A 14,002-nucleotide genomic window follows, 5' to 3' on the forward strand; every position below is an offset into this window, starting at 1 on the left:
ATGCGTGCCCAGCCTTTACACGTCAATTCATCATACCTGCTTCCTTCAGAAAATGGCGGACAATCCTCTGCTGGTATTTCACGCGCAGTGCAAAATCGAGACTCCAGCAGGTTTCCACCGTAACCGCTTTGGCCCCCAGCAGCTGCTGGACAGCCATACGCGAGGTGCCGGCACGTTCACGGTGCTTGATATTGAAGCGGTAGGAGGCAACCCCGACGGAACGGTTCATGGTGCTGATAATCCGCCTTGCTGCAGAAGCCGCTCTTGTGCCATGGCTGACCATCAGGGTCTGGCCGACACGCCGCGGATTGTGCTGCGACAATCCGTTCGCCTCATGCAGATCGAGATACCAGGCCGGACGGTGGCGTCTGGCCAGTGCAAACAGGGCATCCGAAAGCGGATGTCCTGCCCGGGAGGAAGCCATATGCGGAAAAGTGCGGTTCAAATCCGGCACTCCCCTGCTCTTCATGCGGTATGCCCGCTGGTTCACCAGCGGTACAATGATCAGCTTGCCCCGGCTCAGCTTCAGCTCACAGCGCTCAAATTTCCCTGCCAGCGCTTGGGCCGCAGCGATGCTGGCCGGCTCATTGCCGTGAATACCGGATACAATCATAAAGACCGGACCGCTCTTATGACTGTTTATCACATAATAAGTAGTGGCGAACGCCGTATTTGGTGCAAGAGTATGCTGTCTAACAGACACAGGGCTACGCCTCCTATCGTATTTTATAGATATCTCCCTATAATGTATGCTGCCTGACGGCACTGGTTTGGACATTTGCTGTTGCAGGCCGGATCAAGGGATTTCGGGATTTCGGGATTTCCGCCTTTGCTCCAGACTGCTCCGGGCAAAAAAAATAGCAGAACATCACGACGATGTTCTGCTGGCTGAATCCCAAACTCATACCCATAATTTACCTCAAAAACGCCGGTCTGGCAAGAAAAACAGGCTGACGGGCTGATTTTTTGACTTCCACTGGCTAACTCTGTATACCATAGCTCTACCACCCGTGTTTTTGCCCTGGGTACACTTTGCTGTTAAGTCTTAAACCATTCTATAATGAGTCTACTCTGCGCAGAGAGTCCAGTACCAGAAGGAGCTAAAGATGTCAGTCAAAACATCTCTATACCGTCATATTGTCACTGAGGGTACCCACTACGAGGTCGGCCGTGCACTTGGAACTTTTTTCAGAGAGGATCCGGAACTTATGGCCTTTCTCACTTCCCCATTCGTGGGAGCCTCGCCTCTGCTTCCTGCAGCGGCGGAACGGGCCATGGAGCAGTTTGAGCAGTATTGTCCCGGGCTCAATCAGGAAATACAGGGCTTCTCAGATGAAACCGGCGTTGCGGCCGAGAATATCGTATTCTACTATTCTTTTTACCAGCCTTCGGGTTACTGCAGCCAGGCGGCATTCAGTACCGGGACGGGCGAAGGCTGCCGATCTTACCATATGCGTACCTATGATTTTGGCTGGGAGGATGCTCCTTACAATCAATTGCTGCTCAGTACAACCAGAGTTAAGGGAAAACCGGCGCATACCGGGTTCGCACTCCAGCTATTCGGCCGGTATGACGGGATGAATGAGGAAGGATTATGTATTACCACAACTTCAGGGCGGATAAAGCCCGTTATGACAGAAGCGGGTTTTGTTTTCCCGGGTGTAGTACGGACATTGCTGGACAGCTGTGCTACAGCAAATGAAGCAGTTACCCTGCTGCGCGGCATGCCTATATCTGACTTCCGGAATATCCTTATTTCCGACAGACACGGCTGCATCGCGCTGGCCGAGATTGCCGGAGCCTGCAAAGAATTTGAATATTATAGTGCTTCTACGGCCAATCCGCACCGGCTTGCTGTGTCTGCCAATCACTACACCCTTCCGGCCATGCAGCCGCACAATTTGCAGCTCATGCATAATTCCCGGGTCAGGGCTGAGCTTATGCAGAGCTCCTTGTCCGGGGAAACTGAACAACAGGATATGCTGAACAAGATGAAACAGTTAACCGCGCAGGCCTTCCCGCAAGGTATCAGCTGCCATCATTACGGTGAAGGCTTTGGTACGCTCTGGTCAACAATCTGCGATAATACAGCACGAGAATTACATATTTGCTTTGGTTCACCTCAGCTGAATCCCTGGAGAACCTTCGGCTTCAGCAGCCCGCCGGGAATCAGTGAATATCAGGCCAGGCTGCCGGATGAACCGGCAAGTGCCGACTTCTGGCGCAATGTGCTATAGCTTATTTCATCGCCTGGTCCAGTATCGAGCGAACAAAAGCTGTTTTGCCATTCGTATAGGCTTCCCGGTCAAGACGGTATTGCTGCGCCAGTGACAGCTTCACCTTAGCGTATGCTTCCACTGCAGACGGATGTGCCCGCAGATAATCACGGAAAGCAATATGCTCCAGATAGCCTTTTCCGTCCTGCGGGCATACATACAAATGATAGTGCATGAACCCGTCCTCCACGGTAGGATCAAACACCTCCCTGCCTTCAATTCCCTGATTTCCGAGATGCTCATAACCGTACTGCTTGAACCGTTCAATGATCACCGGCAGGGCAGCATAACTGTCCATCACCAGGTCCAGATCGATGATCGGTTTGGCTGATAAACCTTCAACAGAAGTGCTTCCTACATGCTCTACGGCAAGGATCAGGTCACCGGCGATCTCCAGCATCCGTGTCCTGATTCTGCTAAACTCGGCTTTCCATTCAGGATTATACGGAACGACCTCAATAGGAACAACAGGATTTGCGATAATAATCTCCTCTTTCTAGACAGAATATAGAAGAATGCGCAATTAGCTTACCGCAAGCTCTGCTTTCCTGTATATAATCCGGTGCACAGCCCATATAGCCAGTGCTGCAGTTACCAGGATGCCTCCACTCCAGCAGACACCGCTCCAGCCCCAGTGCTGCCAGGCATAGCGTCCGCCGTTCCCGGATGTCTCCGAGCGGTACAAACAGCAGCATGCCCAGCGCATAACCAATCTGAGTGAACATGGAGACATACCCTGCCTCATTGGAAGAAGCGCCGAACGTGCGGCCGATCTCCACGAGCAGCGGCTGATTGTAATACAGATTGGCCACAGCAAGACCAGAAGTAGCAGCCAGAAGCAGAATTAATCCCCTTGAAGCTCCCTTACCGGAAGGGGCAATAACAGTTGAAGCTGACTTGGACATAAGTAAGGTTTCCTCCGATCTAAGGGTAAGGGTCCTGCAACATACAGCAAAAATTAATTAACTAACAATAGTATAGCAGCGCCTGTCAATGGTCTTGATGATCCGGCATAAAATGCCAGCCGCCGACTCATACTATCTTTTAGCAAACGGAGGTGACATTCATGCCTAAAAATAATGCTGATGCCAAATACAGCCGCGCCAATAACAAAGCTGACAGCAAACACAACCAGCAGAATCACGCTTCAATCACCGAGATTCCGCAAATGACAGACCCGGATAAACAGGACGATTATGTGCCGAGTCTAAACGGAGTGACCAAAAACGAAACCTAGCCTATTTGTTCCGCGGGCTGCTCAATGTCGATCCATGACTTGGGCGGCTTTTTTGCAGGCTCACTATTCCTATTGAAGCCCCTCCATACGTTGACTTCCCCATGCTGCGGGTGATAGTCTTTTCTTCTAAGGCTGTTGTACATAAAGGAGAATGCAGGATGAAGAAAGCAACGATGAAGGATATCGCGCGGCTGGCTAATGTATCGGTGGCCACGGTCAGTTATGTGCTGAATAATGTCAAAAACCAGACTATTCCGGACGCCACCCGCCAGAGCATTCTTGCAATCGCCAAAGAGCTGAACTACGTCCCCAATCTGGCTGCACGTTCGCTTGTTATTCAGCGGACAGGCATGGTCGGCATCCTCATCAACAAATCCCCGGGGCTTCCCTACTGGAAGCGCCAAAGCTATTTGTCCCTTACCGACAGTCTGGAGTCAAAGCTTACCTCTGCCGGTTACCACACATTGGTAATCAGCCTCGATCCGCTGAACCCGGCAATGGATGTCATCCGGGAACGCAAGCTGGATGCCGTTTTTGTCCTGGATGTGATGGATGAGATGTTTTACAGGATTTCTGCTAATTTCGTGGATGGTGTGCCCCTGATTCTGATCGGCAGCCTGATCAATGACCGGATGTTTAATCAGGTGAATTATAATTACCCCCAGGCACTGAAGGCGGCTGTATCCGCTTCAGATGCTCCCTCCTGCTTAATTATGGAGAACCACCACAACACAGCGCTTGCTGGCTGGATTATGGACAGCTCCGGTCTTGCCAGGGATGATATTTACATAGCAGACGGCGAAGATCAGGTTCAGGAGGAACTTGAGGCTTTTTTGCTGCGGAGCCATGGTAAGCATATTATTGTCATTAATGAATTTTTGGCAAAAGCGGTTGAACGCACCGGGCTCGCCGCCTCGGTTACGGCGCTGTGCACCTGCGGTTTTCCGGAAATTGTACAGCCGGATACACGGATCATCCGGTTTCAGAATGACCGGGCACGGACTGCGTTTGAACTGATGGAGATCCTGAAATCCGCTCCGGATGATCCGGCAGTTGCCGCCAGCAACCAATTTCTGGTTGATATCTCTCCGTAATTTCTTTATAATAACTTAAACGTTTAAGTTAAGCGGCTTATTAACTTCTGGCTGCTTCTTAAACCAAGTTATTATAGGAGGCTATGCCATGATTCCATCTGCTGCCGATTCCGGACACACGGTACCTGAAGCGTCCGGCAACTACCCGGCTCTGTACAGAAACCGGACCTTTCTTTTGCTTTTTAGCGCGAGTACCTTATCGGTTCTGGGGAATGCCTTTCATGCGCTGGCGCTCAGCCTGTGGGTGCTGCAGGAAACAGGCAGCGCGAGGATGATGAGCATCCTGACAATCAGCAATCTCCTCCTCTGCTCATTGCTGGGCAGTGTGACAGGTACGCTTGCCGACCGGATGAACCGCAGAACACTGATTATCTGCTCCTATCTAGTCCAGAGCATAGCCGTACTGGCAATAGCCTTCACGCTCACCCTGAACTCCCCGTCCTACATCCTTATCATTTGCCTGACCGGCATTGTGACCGCTGCCGGCCAGTTCCAGGCCCCTGCCTTCCAGGCTTCGCTGCTTCCGGTCGTCGGTAAAGAATACATTCAGCAGGCGGCGGGCTGGATGACCCTGTCCGAAAATATCTCCCGCACGCTGGGCTATGCCTTGAGCGGCATATTTATCGCAGCCGTCGGCGGAGCCTGGGCCGTATTCGTTGACGGGATGACGTTTATGCTGGCGTGCCTGCTGGTTGCAGCAGCCGGCTCTTTTGCTGGTAATGTCCCAGCCGCTGATACGGCCCGCTCCTTTAAACAGGATGTGGCCGGAGGCTTCCGCTACATCTGGGGCCATGCCTTTGCCAGATCTATCACCATTCTGCTGCCGGTGCTCACGATGTTTTTCCTGTCCTGCCTGATGCTTACCCAGGTAATGGCCGTTCAGGTCTGGAAAGCGACGCCGTTTCAGTTCGGACTGCTGGAGAGCAGTATTCCGCTCGGTTATATGCTGGGTTCAGGGATGATTATTCTGGCGGGAAAAAGGCTGAAGCACCGCGGCATCGTTGTATCTGCAAGCCTGGTACTGCTCGGTCCGCTCTATATCCTTCTATCCGTCACCTCAGCGATGAATGCTGCTCTTCCCGTCATTCTGCTGATCGGGTTCACCTTCTCCTTCAGTACCTTACTGATCAATATCATCCTCAGGCTGGAGGTGCCTGGAGAGCTGCAGGGCCGCATGTTCGGCGTACTGGGCTCGCTTATGAGTGTCGCACCTCCGCTCGGTTTGGCAGTGTTCTCAGCAGGTGCGGATGTATTCGGAGTCTCCATGGTCATGGGCGCTGCAGGAGCATTACTAAGCCTGTTCGGTACCGCTGCAGTACTATCGCTCAAGCATATCCGCAGATATAAGTGAAGCCATCCGGACTGTTTTATAGTAAAATGTGGAGAATCATAGACAAACAGCGCTTACCGGAAAAAAAGAGGTGATAATGTAGTGAGCAACTATGATGATGTCATGTGTTATCTGCGCAGAAATCCGCTGAAAAATGTAACCCTGCTAAAAATGATGACTGCCTATCATCAGGTTATAGACCGTTATTTAGTGGAACAAGCAGAGCATTGGGGGATTCTGCTGCTATTGCCGGCTGATGTCTTTGCCTATGACAGGAGGGTATATCCGGGAGCGGATTATGTTGTACTCATGGACTACAGCAATCCGCACGTGCTCCCTGAGCTCATAAGCAGGATTCCCGCAGATGCCAACCTGGTGTTCAAGCTCCAGCAGGAAGCGGGAATTGCTGTTGCCCCTCATTTTCCGCTTACGCAGGTCCGCAGCTTCTATTCTTACAGCACCAGCCCCGGCCAATTATTCAAACCGGATAAGGAAGCAATCGTTAGCGATCAGATAGATGAACGCCTGCTGCCCTTGTGGATGGAGAACGGTTATACACCGGAGGAGATTGCACAATATTTTGAGGACGGCGCCTTCTCTGCAGCTATTTACAAGGAGTTGACACCGCTCAGTACCTGTATCGTTTTCCACAACGGGGAGCAGATTTGGGAGATCGGGGCGGTGCATACGGCGGAAACCGGCCGGAGACAGGGGCTGGCTGCCCGTGTAGTCAAGACGGCGCTTCATCATACCTTGGCGCGCGGTTACATACCGAGATATCAGGTGCAGGATACCAATATAGCGTCCATCCGGCTTGCTGAAGCTGCCCAGCTTACTCTGGCAGTTAAGCTGGAGCACTGGATCAATTACACCCCGCAGCAGAAATAAGTGAAACTGGGGTCTGCTATACCGGAAACGAATGTAATATAATGGACGTATGAGCTGTAAAAAAAGACGCACTAACCATTACTTTTTAGAAGGAGTTTATTCATGAATTATCAACCGTATGGTCAGCAACAGGATTACTATCCACCCCCGCCGCCTCCGCCGGCACACACTAACGGCAAATCCATCGCCTCTCTGGTACTGGGGATTCTCTCTATCGTAACCCCTTATATCGGCCTTCTGTTCGGAATTGTGGCGATTATACTGTCCGCGCTGTCCCTGAAGGAGATCCGAAACCGTTATGAGGGCGGCCGTGGCCTGGCCATTGCCGGACTGGTCTGCGGGATTGTCGGTACGATCATATACGCGCTGCTTATTATTTTCTTCCTGATTATCATTTTCGCGGCCGTCAATATGAATGATGTAGATACAATCAGATCGCTTAATTTCAACACCAACAATATCTAAACAGTGAGACAGAATGTAAAGCATTCACACGCCAAATGCAAAAAAGCAGCAGACACCGGTTTCGATACCGGAATCTGCTGCTTTTTTACTGCGGCGGGGTCCCCTTCGACAGCTGAATGTTGATATTCGCCTGCTGGCGGTATTCAGTCGGCGTAAACCCGGTCCTTTTACGGAACATTTGGGTAAAGTGCTTCATGTCCTGATAGCCGACCCGCTCAGCAATTTCGGCCAGCTTCAGCTTCGGATTCAGGAGCAGCAGCCTGGCCTGCTCCAGCCGGAGCGAGGTTACATATTCCTTATAGCCCTGTCCGGTCTTCTGCTTGAACAGCTGGCTGAAATAAGCCGGATTGAGAAAAACAACCGAAGCCATCCGCTCCAGGGAAAGGTCTTCCGCATAATGCTCCCGGATATAGTGCAGCGCCACTTCAACCGCCTTCTCCCCGCTGCCCTTCACCGGCTCCAGCTCAAAGGCCTGTGAAGCCGAGGCTTCCCGCATCCGCTTCACCACCTGCGGCACACTGCTGAAGTTATGGCTTAATCCGGAATGCAGCAGCTGAAAGGGGATTTTCAGATAATGGCTAAGATGCTCCTGCACCTCCGCCTGAAACTGCCCGATCTGTGCATGTTCTTCCAGGGTGATCAGACCCAGCAGGCTCCGCCGGTCATAGCTGACCACAAAACCTCGCCCGTGCCGCTCAACCAGCTCCGACAGCACATTTTCCACGATAAAATGCTCCAGCCTTACCCCGCCTTCACCAGGCTCAAGCTGCACCATCACCAGATAATAGCTGCTGTAGTCCGCGATAAAAGGGCTCAAATCCAGATTGCCGATATCCAGTCCCGAAGCCAGCCGCTGAAATACCCCTTCCCGCAGGATGCGCAGACTGGCCCGCAGCCGCTCCCCCTGCCTGGATAAATCGCTATCCTGCTGAATCTCTTCTGTCAGACTGCTGATAATCTCCTGCAGCTTGCTTTTGCCGATCGGCTTGAGCAGATAATCCTTTGCACCAAGCCGGACGGCCTCCTGGGCATAGGCGAATTCGCTGTGGGCCGAGATGACCACCCATTTCACGTAGGGGAATCTGCGCCTTGTGATCTTCATGAATTCCAGACCGCTCATCCCCGGCATTAGAATATCGGTCAGGACAATGTGAATATGCTGCTCCTCCATCAGCCTGACCGCGTCCTCGGCCCGCTCCGCAACATATACCTCATACTCAGGGTATAGATGCTTGATGGTGCGCATGATGCCTTCACGGATGACCCGTTCATCGTCGGCGATAAGTATGTTCACTTATGCAGTTCTCCTTCCCCGGTGAGCGGCAGCAGGATCGAAACTCTGGTCCCGGTCCCCGGATAGCTCTGAATCTGCAGCCCGTAGCTCTCCCCGAACATATGCTGCAGGCGGCGGTGCAGATTCTGGAGTCCGATGCCGCTTTTGCCGGATTCTCTGGGACCTCTGCCATCCAGGGAATCAAGCAGGTGCTGCAGCTCCGTTTCCGTCATGCCGTTGCCGTTATCTTCTACCACCAATTTAAGTATATGGTCTTCCTCGCAGGTATACACCTTGAGAATCCCCTGCCGGTCCAGCGGCTCCAGACCATGCTTCACAGCATTTTCGATCACCGGCTGCACCGTCATCTTGGGCACCTTGATGCCGAGCCAGCGCTCGCCGATATCGGTTACAATCTGCAGCCGGCCTTCCAGGCGGATCGAGATGATGGCCAGATAATGGCCGGTCTGCTCCAGCTCTTCCGCAAGTGTTACCTCGGCCCCGTCCTCCCAGTGGCTGCTGTAACGGAACATCGACGACAGGGAGAGCACCAGCTCACCTAGCTGCTCATTGCCCTCCTCATCCAGCATCCAGTAGATCATATCGAGCGTATTATACAGAAAATGCGGATTCACCTGGGACTGCAGCGCGTGCAGCTCGGCGTTCTTTTCACTGACGGAGGACAGCTTTACGCGTTCAATCAGCTCTTCGATCCGCCGGACCATCCGGTTAAAGGCTGCAACAAGAATGTTAATTTCCTGATAGGAAGACACATTGACCATTCCCCGGAAATTCCCGACCTCGACCTGCCGCATTTCACGGATAACCTTTTTCAGCGGGGAAGAAATGGTCCTGGAGACAATGAACGCTATCAGCGTGGAGACCAGAATCAGAATCGAAATGACGATCAGCAGATACCGCTTCATCTCGACCAGCTCCACATTGAGATCCTTATCCGGCGTAATCGACATGACCCACCACCCTGAAAAAGAAAGCTTCGAGGCCACAATCAGCCTGTCCGTCTCCTGCTTCACCATCACATCTTCATAAGCCGGCAGCGCGGGCAGATTCTCTACTACAGGTGTAGGATCAGTAGCCGAGGAGACAAAACGTCCGTCCTTCGACATCAGATACACCTGGCTGTGCTCACCGAGCTTCAGATTGTCCAGCGCATCCAGCACCGGCTCGGGATTGGTCTCATACAGGACAATGCCGATCGGCTTATGCTCATTGAGGTCAAAAATCTGCCGTCCGAAAGCGAATACAGGACTGTCCTCCACCTGGTCGATCAGCGAGTGATCGTAGACGCCGAGCCAGACCATTTTACCGGAGGAGGCCTGCAATTGCTTGTACCAGTCTGTTGTTTGATAATCCGGATCGACCACATTCATATAGTTGCCGTAATTATAAATTTTGCCCCTGTCGGTAATGACATGAATGCCTACGAGATCATCACGCGAATAAAAAATAGAGCCGATTATATTGGTAATCGTCTGTTCATTAATATAGGCCACCGCCGGTTCATCGGTTGTCTCATTAAGCAGGCGGATCATTTCAAAGTTGTTGCTGAGAGACTTCGACAGTGCGTCATATCCTTTATAAAGAAGCGTAAACAGCCCGGCCGTCTGGGCAACATTTTTCTGCGACAAATCGCTGATCTTTTCGTGAAGCTGCTCGGTAGTCCGGTTATAATACAGCAGACTGACACTAACCAGAATCCCGGACATGCAAAAAAGAAACAGCAGAAACAACCGGTAATGGATGGAATGAAAGCCGTTTCGCATATGACTCTCCTCCTTCGCCCCACCTGATCTGTCCTGCCGTTCCCTATTATAATTCCAACGCTTTTTGGAAAGCAACGGCTTTTAGCCTTTGACCGCCCCCGCGACCATTCCTTTCGTAATCCGGTTCGACAGAAAGAAGTAGATCAGGATCACCGGCAATGCCCCCATGACGAGAAAAGCCCCGATATTCCCGTAGTTGACCGAATACTGGCTGACAAAGGTGTATACCCCGAACGGCAGCGTCTTCAGCTTCTCGGCTGAGATGAACGTGGCGGCCAGAATATACTCATTCCAGATATTGATAAAGGTCAGAATGCACACCGTCATAACTGGCGGAACCGACACCGGGAGAATAATGCTGGTAAAGATCCGGTACACGCTCGCCCCGTCGATAAACGCCGATTCTTCAATCTCATGCGGAATGTCGCGCATAAAGCCTGACAGGATAAAGACGGCAATCGGTGTGGAAAAGGCGATGTACGGCAGAATCAGCGACCAGTGCGTGTTGAGGACATGGATATTTTTAAAAATAATCATCAGCGGCAGCAGCGTGGCCTGCATCGGGATCATCATCCCCATCAGAAAAATAGTCATCACCACACCGCCGTACTTCCAGCGGAACCGGGAGATGGCGTAAGCCACCATGGACGACAGCACAATGACACATACCATCGTTATCCCGGTAACAAACACACTGTTGCCCAGGTACTTCAGATAGTTGCCCGAGGTATAAGCCTCGCTGTAGTTATGCCATTGAAAGGATTTGGGAAAGGAAAAAAAGCTCCCGTCCATAATCTCCTCATTCGTCTTGAGTGAATACAGCACCAGCCACAGCAGCGGATACAGCTGGGTTACTACAGGAACGGCGAACAGCAGATACACGATTCCTTTTTTGAATGTTTGCATCACCGTGCACCCCTTGTCTAATTGAATTTACGGTCGATTCTGTTAAAAATCATATTGATAAAATCGGTGAAGACCAGGCATACCACAACGAGGAAGGTCGCGATCGCACTGCCGTAGCCGTATTTAAAAGAGCCGAACGAGCTATTGTACATATGTGTGGAAATGACGTCAGTGGCATGAGCCGGGCCGCCGGCAGTCATGACCATAACCAGATCAAAGGCCTGCAGCGAGCCGATAAAAGCAAGCACAATCGATATTTTGAAAATCGGGACGATCAGTGGAAGGGTGATATAACGGTCGGCCTTGAAGCCGTCTGCCCCGTCGATTTTGGCTGCTTCATAAAGCTCATCGGGAATATTTTGCACACCTGTATATTGAATCAGCAGATGATAGCCGAAGTATTGCCAAAGGGATACGAAATACAGCGCGTACATCGCAATTTGCGGCTCCGTCAGCCAGTTATGCGTCCAGCTCTCCAGCCCCAGGGAGACCAGCACACCGTTCAGCATGCCGCCCATGGAGGTAGGATTATAGACGGTTTTCCATAGTTGTCCAATGATGACGACAGACAGAATGACCGGTGTAAAATAGATCGACACCAGTGTATTGCCTCTGCGCAAATAACGGTTCAGCAGAATCGCCATGAGCAGACACAGCGGAATCTCCACCATGGAAGCAACGGCGTACAGCAGCGTCCTTCTTACCGAAGGCCAGAACACCGGGTCATTCACAAACATATCCTTGAAGTTGCCAAGCCCGATAAACGTTGCGGCTGACAAGCCGTCCCATTTTAGCAGACCGGTGTATACAGATACCAAAATGGGTATAAACACAAGGCACACATATAAGAGCAGACACGGCAATACGAAGACGGCTATTGTACGCGCTGGCACCTTAAGTACTTTCATCTTTTCCGCCTCCCGATCAAGCAGATTCTTTTATCTATGCCCATTACAATCCGGTGCGGAGCAGCTTTAGATCGGCTGTTATCCGCACCGGAGATGGGAAATATATGAAGGATATGCGGCCGGAGCCGCTGATAACTAAACCGTTAATGCTTGTTCAGGTTATTCCTTGTTGGCTTCAAAAGCCTGCTGATGCTCTTTGGCTACTGCTGCGGAATCCACCTTCTGCACGAACAGATTCTGGATGCTGCTCAGGTGGACCTGTGCGGTAGCCGGATTCATTGTGTTGTCAAAAGCCAGATCCCCGCCCTGCACCTGGTTAAACAATCCGGCAATGTTAACAGCAAGATCAGAGTATCCCGCCGCCTTCAGGTCACCGTCAACCTTTTGGCCAAGCCCTACGGCATTTTTCAGCTCGAACTGCTTTTTCGGCAGATTGGAGGCAAAGAAGTTCAGGAAATCCTTGGTTTCGGCCAGATGCTCGCTGTTCGCGGAGACCGCGAAGGCGCTGCCCGGAGCCAGCATGAATTCATTCGGATTGCCTTTGCCGTTGACCGTAGGGAATTGGAAGGCGCCTACCTTGCCTGCTACAGAGGAAGCGTCGATTGCGCCGGTCTCCCAGGAGCCGATTACCCACATGGCGGCTTTGCCGGATTTAAAAATATTACCGCCCGCATTGGCATCAATCGAGGTTGCCCCGTCCGGGAAGGCCCCGGCCTGCACCAGCTGCTGGAATGCATCTACTGCTTCAATGAAGGCAGGATCCTCGAATGTTTTCTTGCCGTTCATTACATCCTGCAGGAAGCCGGGTCCGCCGTTTGTGCGCAGAAGGATATTCATGAACAGGAAGGAACCGGTCCAGGAGTCTTTTTCCCCGATCGCCAGCGGTGTGATGCCCTTCTCCTTCAGGATCTTGACGTCCTGCAGCATTTCCTCGAAAGTGGTAGGCGTATTGGCAATACCTGCCTGCTCAAACAGCTCTTTGTTGTAGTACACAACCTCGATGTTATTGCCGTCCGGCAGTGCGTACACGTTGCCGTCGAAGCTGTAATAGTCCAGCAGACCTTCCTGATAGGTATCCTTCAGCCCGTTCTGGTCCAGCACATCGTTCAGCGGGGCGAACAGCCCGGCATCCACGAACGGCTTCATCTGTGCAGCCGGGTTCACTATTGTAATATCAGGTACTTCCTTGGAAGCAGCCTGTGTTTTTAACTTGACCTTTTGCTGGTCTGTGTTCAGAGTATCCAGCTCAATTGTGACATTCGGATGCTCCTTCATGTACTGCTCAGTCAGCTCATTGATCATCTTGTGCGAAGGCGTTGCCGGGTCCGGATAGATGTTCTGGAAGGTAAGCGTTACTTTTTTGCCGCTGTCCGGTGCAGGCTCTGCTGCATTTCCGCCGCTGTTCGTAGTGTTTGTGCTCTTGGGTGCGTTAGTAGCTGCGGATTCGTTAGTTTTGTTGTCCGAGTTGCCGCATGCGGCCAAGCTGAGTGCCATTACTGCGCTGAATCCGATTGCCAGTGATTTCTGCATGTTTCTTTTGACCATTGTTTGTATGCCCCCTAACTCGTGATAGGCTAATTATCATCTCATTAAGCGCTTCCAACAAGGTGCGAACTGCAGAATAAAGGTTTGTTTTTTCTATATAGATAAGTGCTGAAATGGGGTGTCCTCGATGGCGGGTTGGAGCGGGATAGTATCCGCAGTTGAGACTCGCAGATTGTATGGATGCACGGTTTAGGTGGATTTTTGCTACTTAAATACGATGTTTATCGGGTTTGAGGATTATTAAGTGGAGAATCGTTACTTAGATTGGGCAGAATCCCGCTTTCGGAGCGAAATCG

14 protein-coding genes are annotated in these 14,002 nt (G+C 51.6%); 6 read left to right on the forward strand and 8 right to left on the reverse strand.

Annotated elements, in window-relative coordinates; all coding sequences use genetic code 11:
* Positions 1-22 precede the first annotated feature (22 nt).
* Positions 23-703 (reverse strand): deacylase, encoded by a 681-nt coding sequence (locus AC4G46_RS17420; protein WP_491123842.1) that lies wholly within the window; start codon positions 701-703, stop codon positions 23-25.
* 403 nt (positions 704-1,106) lie between these two features.
* Between AC4G46_RS17420 and AC4G46_RS17425 the strand changes: the two genes are divergently transcribed.
* Positions 1,107-2,237 carry a C45 family autoproteolytic acyltransferase/hydrolase gene (locus AC4G46_RS17425; RefSeq protein WP_491123843.1) on the forward strand — a complete coding sequence of 377 codons (1,131 nt, stop codon included), beginning with the start codon at positions 1,107-1,109 and terminating at the stop codon, positions 2,235-2,237.
* 1 nt (position 2,238) lies between these two features.
* On the opposite strand, the gene AC4G46_RS17430 is transcribed toward AC4G46_RS17425, so the two are convergent.
* Complete coding sequence (locus tag AC4G46_RS17430; protein ID WP_491128910.1) at positions 2,239-2,763, reverse strand: GrpB family protein; 525 nt, start codon at positions 2,761-2,763, stop codon at positions 2,239-2,241.
* The gene (locus tag AC4G46_RS17435; protein ID WP_491123844.1) at positions 2,732-3,181 is read right to left on the reverse strand and encodes a hypothetical protein; all 450 of its coding nucleotides are present in this window, start codon (positions 3,179-3,181) and stop codon (positions 2,732-2,734) included. Before AC4G46_RS17435 ends, AC4G46_RS17430 begins: the two co-directional genes overlap by 32 nt.
* 161 nt (positions 3,182-3,342) lie before the next feature.
* On the opposite strand from AC4G46_RS17435, the gene AC4G46_RS17440 reads away from it, so the two are divergent.
* The 5 genes from AC4G46_RS17440 to AC4G46_RS17460 all read left to right on the forward strand — a co-directional run bounded on the left by AC4G46_RS17440 (position 3,343) and on the right by AC4G46_RS17460 (position 7,290).
* Entirely contained in the window at positions 3,343-3,513 is a 171-nt protein-coding gene (locus AC4G46_RS17440) for a hypothetical protein (RefSeq protein WP_491123845.1), read from the forward strand.
* A 158-nt stretch (positions 3,514-3,671) separates the two neighbouring features.
* Positions 3,672-4,607 (forward strand): LacI family DNA-binding transcriptional regulator, encoded by a 936-nt coding sequence (locus AC4G46_RS17445; protein ID WP_491123846.1) that lies wholly within the window; start codon positions 3,672-3,674, stop codon positions 4,605-4,607.
* Positions 4,608-4,695: 88 nt separating this feature from the next.
* The gene (locus tag AC4G46_RS17450) at positions 4,696-5,958 is read left to right on the forward strand and encodes an MFS transporter (protein ID WP_491123847.1); all 1,263 of its coding nucleotides are present in this window, start codon (positions 4,696-4,698) and stop codon (positions 5,956-5,958) included.
* Positions 5,959-6,039: 81 nt separating this feature from the next.
* Positions 6,040-6,825: a GNAT family N-acetyltransferase gene (locus AC4G46_RS17455; RefSeq protein ID WP_491123848.1), complete on the forward strand. Its 786-nt coding sequence runs from the start codon at positions 6,040-6,042 to the stop codon at positions 6,823-6,825.
* 102 nt (positions 6,826-6,927) lie between these two features.
* Positions 6,928-7,290: a DUF4190 domain-containing protein gene (locus tag AC4G46_RS17460; protein ID WP_221797229.1), complete on the forward strand. Its 363-nt coding sequence runs from the start codon at positions 6,928-6,930 to the stop codon at positions 7,288-7,290.
* Positions 7,291-7,375: 85 nt separating this feature from the next.
* Here the strand turns inward: AC4G46_RS17460 and AC4G46_RS17465 are convergent, their stop codons facing one another.
* From AC4G46_RS17465 to AC4G46_RS17485, 5 genes are all read right to left on the reverse strand, one after another.
* Positions 7,376-8,584: a response regulator gene (locus AC4G46_RS17465; protein WP_491123849.1), complete on the reverse strand. Its 1,209-nt coding sequence runs from the start codon at positions 8,582-8,584 to the stop codon at positions 7,376-7,378.
* Positions 8,581-10,347, reverse strand: coding sequence for a cache domain-containing sensor histidine kinase (locus tag AC4G46_RS17470; RefSeq protein WP_491123850.1), 1,767 nt, complete (start codon positions 10,345-10,347; stop codon positions 8,581-8,583). The genes AC4G46_RS17465 and AC4G46_RS17470 overlap by 4 nt, the downstream gene beginning before the upstream one ends.
* Before the next feature lie 81 nt (positions 10,348-10,428).
* The gene (locus AC4G46_RS17475; protein WP_491123851.1) at positions 10,429-11,253 is read right to left on the reverse strand and encodes a carbohydrate ABC transporter permease; all 825 of its coding nucleotides are present in this window, start codon (positions 11,251-11,253) and stop codon (positions 10,429-10,431) included.
* Between the two features lie 17 nt (positions 11,254-11,270).
* Complete coding sequence (locus AC4G46_RS17480; RefSeq protein ID WP_491123852.1) at positions 11,271-12,161, reverse strand: carbohydrate ABC transporter permease; 891 nt, start codon at positions 12,159-12,161, stop codon at positions 11,271-11,273.
* A gap of 159 nt (positions 12,162-12,320) precedes the next feature.
* Positions 12,321-13,706: an extracellular solute-binding protein gene (locus AC4G46_RS17485; protein WP_491123853.1), complete on the reverse strand. Its 1,386-nt coding sequence runs from the start codon at positions 13,704-13,706 to the stop codon at positions 12,321-12,323.
* Positions 13,707-14,002: the final 296 nt, after the last annotated feature.

The organism is Paenibacillus sp. fava2, assembly GCF_058313675.1.

Excerpts from the sequence above, each read along its gene's own strand:
- AC4G46_RS17435 (WP_491123844.1), bottom strand. The coding sequence starts at position 3,181 with ATGTCCAAGTCAGCTTCAACTGTTATTGCCCCTTCCGGTAAGGGAGCT.
- AC4G46_RS17480 (WP_491123852.1), bottom strand. The coding sequence starts at position 12,161 with ATGAAAGTACTTAAGGTGCCAGCGCGTACAATAGCCGTCTTCGTATTG.
- AC4G46_RS17425 (WP_491123843.1), top strand. The coding sequence starts at position 1,107 with ATGTCAGTCAAAACATCTCTATACCGTCATATTGTCACTGAGGGTACC.
- AC4G46_RS17450 (WP_491123847.1), top strand. The coding sequence starts at position 4,696 with ATGATTCCATCTGCTGCCGATTCCGGACACACGGTACCTGAAGCGTCC.
- AC4G46_RS17485 (WP_491123853.1), bottom strand. The coding sequence starts at position 13,706 with ATGGTCAAAAGAAACATGCAGAAATCACTGGCAATCGGATTCAGCGCA.
- AC4G46_RS17470 (WP_491123850.1), bottom strand. The coding sequence starts at position 10,347 with ATGCGAAACGGCTTTCATTCCATCCATTACCGGTTGTTTCTGCTGTTT.
- AC4G46_RS17440 (WP_491123845.1), top strand. The coding sequence starts at position 3,343 with ATGCCTAAAAATAATGCTGATGCCAAATACAGCCGCGCCAATAACAAA.
- AC4G46_RS17445 (WP_491123846.1), top strand. The coding sequence starts at position 3,672 with ATGAAGAAAGCAACGATGAAGGATATCGCGCGGCTGGCTAATGTATCG.
- AC4G46_RS17460 (WP_221797229.1), top strand. The coding sequence starts at position 6,928 with ATGAATTATCAACCGTATGGTCAGCAACAGGATTACTATCCACCCCCG.
- AC4G46_RS17475 (WP_491123851.1), bottom strand. The coding sequence starts at position 11,253 with ATGCAAACATTCAAAAAAGGAATCGTGTATCTGCTGTTCGCCGTTCCT.